3 protein-coding genes are annotated in these 3637 nt (G+C 42.3%); all 3 read left to right on the top strand.

What is annotated here, in order from left to right:
• The first annotated feature begins 1041 nt into the window (after nucleotides 1-1041).
• Entirely contained in the window at nucleotides 1042-1377 is a 336-nt protein-coding gene (locus tag DEM91_RS12210; protein ID WP_025072884.1) for a helix-turn-helix domain-containing protein, read from the top strand.
• A 6-nt stretch (nucleotides 1378-1383) separates the two neighbouring features.
• The gene (locus tag DEM91_RS12205; RefSeq protein ID WP_004358140.1) at nucleotides 1384-1764 is read left to right on the top strand and encodes a hypothetical protein; all 381 of its coding nucleotides are present in this window, start codon (nucleotides 1384-1386) and stop codon (nucleotides 1762-1764) included.
• Nucleotides 1761-3637, top strand: a 1877-nt coding sequence (locus tag DEM91_RS12200; RefSeq protein WP_249859089.1) for a bifunctional DNA primase/helicase, incomplete at its 3' end; no start/stop codon positions are given. The genes DEM91_RS12205 and DEM91_RS12200, both read left to right, overlap by 4 nt.

Below are 3637 nucleotides of genomic sequence, written 5' to 3'. Positions count from 1 at the left end.
ATATACAATGCTGTTTTTCTAATGGCGGTCATTAGAAAATGACAAGAAGCTTTTTCTAATGACCGATTTGGGTTAAAGGTGTTATTCACATGCATCAGCAGCATTAAAGCATGCAAATTGGAGGCTTATCTCAATGCTTCAGTCGCCAAAAAGAGGTAAAAATTGGAACGAAAAGAGGCGATTTTAATATAACGTTCTAAATAGCAATCGGTTATGAAATTCGCTCATAATTTGCGTATTTGCGACCAACTTTGCCGTTGGTTGTTTTTACGCGAGTTATGAGAGGCTCTTTGTAAAGATAATTCAGCATCAATTATTATCATTTCATGCAGCGTACTACCAATTTTACATCCACTGTTTAGTTGGTGCTTTTTGCTGTAAAAATATCATTCTTAATTGAAAAATCGGTGATAAAATTTCATTTCATTCTTTGCAATTCTTTACCCGATAAAAATTCAACATCCCTTTGTTTGAATTTCGTCTGAATTTTACTCGTTTCCAAATAAAAAGGAGTTACGTTGCTGTAACTCCTTGATTTTCTTTGTGGACCAGCCTGAACTAATCCGCAGTATATCCTAATCGCTGAAAGCTAATTGTTTACCTTTTCGTTCAGATAGTTCCTGTAGCAGAAATGTAGCAGTAAACTGACTGGCTTATGACCGCTATTCTGACTATCTGCTGAAAGCATGCTTGCCCTCATTTTCTGTGTACAAAGTTAGATTTTTTTGTTTATATTTCCAAATCTTTGTGTCATAAATATTTAGAAACTTTTCTGCTACATTTTCCAGTGCACGGTGCAAGCCCTTATATATAAAGGGTCTTGCACCGTGCACTGGCTTTCATAATAATTATCTTTTTTTGCCGATTTCGGAATGATAATAAAGTTTTTCTCGTTTTAATCTATTAGGAGTTGGAAAAGGTATTCCATGCTGACACTGCCAAAATATTTATCTGCACCTAATGCAAGCGTCCTTGCATGGGATGCAAACATTTGAATGAGGCGGGTTGCTCAAATTTAGGTGTCTTTGTAACTTTATACATATGAAACAGTTGCACAAAACCCTAAAGGAAAAGCGAGAGCATGAAGGATACTCACAGGAGTATATCGCTGAAAAACTGAAAGTTAGCTCAAGTACCATCTCAAGATGGGAAACAGGAGCCGTATCCATGAGTATAGTACAAATTTGCAGCTATGCCAAAGTTTTGGAAATGGATGAGAGTGATCTGCTTGCATCTATTGCAAGGAGAAGAAGAGAAATACCACTCCCATTTATTCGACTGGGCATAGACGTGTTTGACGAAGAGACTTATGGAAAGATAATGGATCTCGCCAAGGAATTGGGACCGCAGCACATTATCTTACAAACCAAACTATGATGACATATGGAAATAATAGCAGTAGAAAGCCAAGCTTATCAAGAACTGATAGACAGGCTCAACCGAATTGAGCAGTATATCGAGCGCACTTCCCGTCTTATCCAAGACATTGACGACGAGCTGGAGATGACCACGAAAGACCTTATCGGGACTCTGAATGTTTCAGAGTCCACCCTTTACCGTTGGCGCAAGAAGCAGTTAGTGAGGTATCGCTACACCGAGGGTGGTGATGTGCGTTATTTTTTCAAGTCTATCGTGATTGCCACGAAATGCAACCGCCTCCGTGTTTCCGGTATGAGGAATGACGAGGTTCTTGGTCGGCTCAACCGTTTCAAGGACAATCTTATCATGAGTTCATGTCTTAACCCTAAAAACAGACAACTATGATAGAAAAAGAACAGATTCTTTTGCTTACCCAAGGAGGTTTGAATGTATTTTCCCATTTCCTTGGTTTTGAGGTGAATCTTCACCGAAACTTCCGTAGCCCCTTTTATGACGACAAACGGGCTTCCTGTCATATCTACTATGATAGGAAAACTTCTTCTTATAAATTCTATGATCATGGCGATACCACCTATTCAGGGGATTGCTTCTGGTTTGTGGCAACGTTGCGTAGTTTGAATCTGAAAACGAGTTTTCCCGAGGTCTTGGAAACCATCGTACAAGAACTTGGATTGTATTCTTTATGTGATGCCGAAAAGCATAACAAGCATATCACACCGTCATATAAAAATCCTATAGCCTCCAGTCCTACGGTTGAAAAGACCAAGCGGACGGAAGAACGACCATATAGTTTCGAGATACAGCCATTTGACGATGGACTGCTGAACTATTGGGCGCATTATGGTATCCATGAAGATACACTCCGGCTTTTTCGGGTACGGAGTCTTAAACGGTATGAGAGCGTATCTGCCGAGGGCAAGAAGTTTGAACTTCACAGCTCACTGACAGAACCTATATTTGCCTATATAGGAAACGGCTACATAAAGATATACAGACCTCACAGTTCGAAAATCCGCTTTCTCTATGGTGGAAGAATGCCTGCCACCTATTGCTTCGGTATGGAGCAGATTCCCACCAAAGGTGATATTCTTTTCATCACAGGTGGAGAAAAGGATGTGCTCTCGTTATATGCACACGGCTTCAATGCGATATGTTTCAACAGTGAAACGGCACAAATACCGACAAGTATCATTGAGAGCCTTCAACTTCGCTTTCGGCATATCATACTTTTGTATGATGCGGATGAAACAGGTGTAAGAGAGGCGCATAAACAGGCTGAACATTTAGTAGAATTCAAGGTGTTGAATCTTACACTTCCACTTAGTGGAACCAAGACGGAAAAGGATATTTCTGATTACTTTGCCTTGGGCAATGGGGCAAAGGAACTGAAAGAGCTGCTTGCCAAGATGTTTACAGACTTATACAGTCAAACTATGATGATGGTGCGCTCCTGCGAAATAGACTACGAAAACCCTCCTGACATTTCCAAATCGGTAGTGGCTGTGAATGGTGTCCCATTGGGAACCCAAGACAATCTATTCTGCATCACCGGAGGAGAAGGTACGGGCAAGAGTAACTATGTAGGAGCCATTCTTGCTGGAACATTGGGAGAAGAACAACTGCCAATTGAGAAAACCTTGGGATTAGAGATTGCCGCCAATCCCAAAGGTTTGGCAGTTCTGCACTATGACACGGAGCAGTCCGAGGCACAACTCCACAAGAATTTGGGCAAGACATTGCGCAGGGCTTCTCTGGCAGCAGTACCTGAGTATTATCATTCTCTGTATCTCGCTTCGCTTTCCCGTAAAGACCGGTTGAAACTTATCCGTGAAAGTATGGACCTGTTTCATCACAAGCATGGGGGCATCCATCTTGTGGTGATTGACGGCATAGCTGACTTGATACGTTCCGCCAATGATGAAACGGAAAGCATTGCCATCGTGGATGAGCTCTACCGCTTGGCAGGGATTTACAACACCTGCATCATCTGCGTACTGCACTTCGTACCGAATGGCATCAAACTCCGTGGGCATATTGGCTCCGAACTTCAACGCAAGGCGGCAGGCATTCTCTCCATAGAGAAAGATGACAATCCTGAATACTCTGTGGTGAAAGCTCTGAAAGTCCGTGACGGCAGCCCATTGGATGTGCCGATGATGCTTTTTGGATGGGACAAGGCGGAGGATATGCACGTCTATCGTGGTGAGAAGTCCAAGGAGGACAAGGAAAAGCGCAAGACCGATGAACTCGTTGGCGT

It is taken from the genome of Prevotella sp. TCVGH (assembly GCF_023522295.1).
Taxonomy (GTDB): domain Bacteria; phylum Bacteroidota; class Bacteroidia; order Bacteroidales; family Bacteroidaceae; genus Prevotella; species Prevotella timonensis.
Note: the sequence above shows the minus strand (reverse complement) of the source record. Positions and strands in the feature narration are given on the sequence as shown.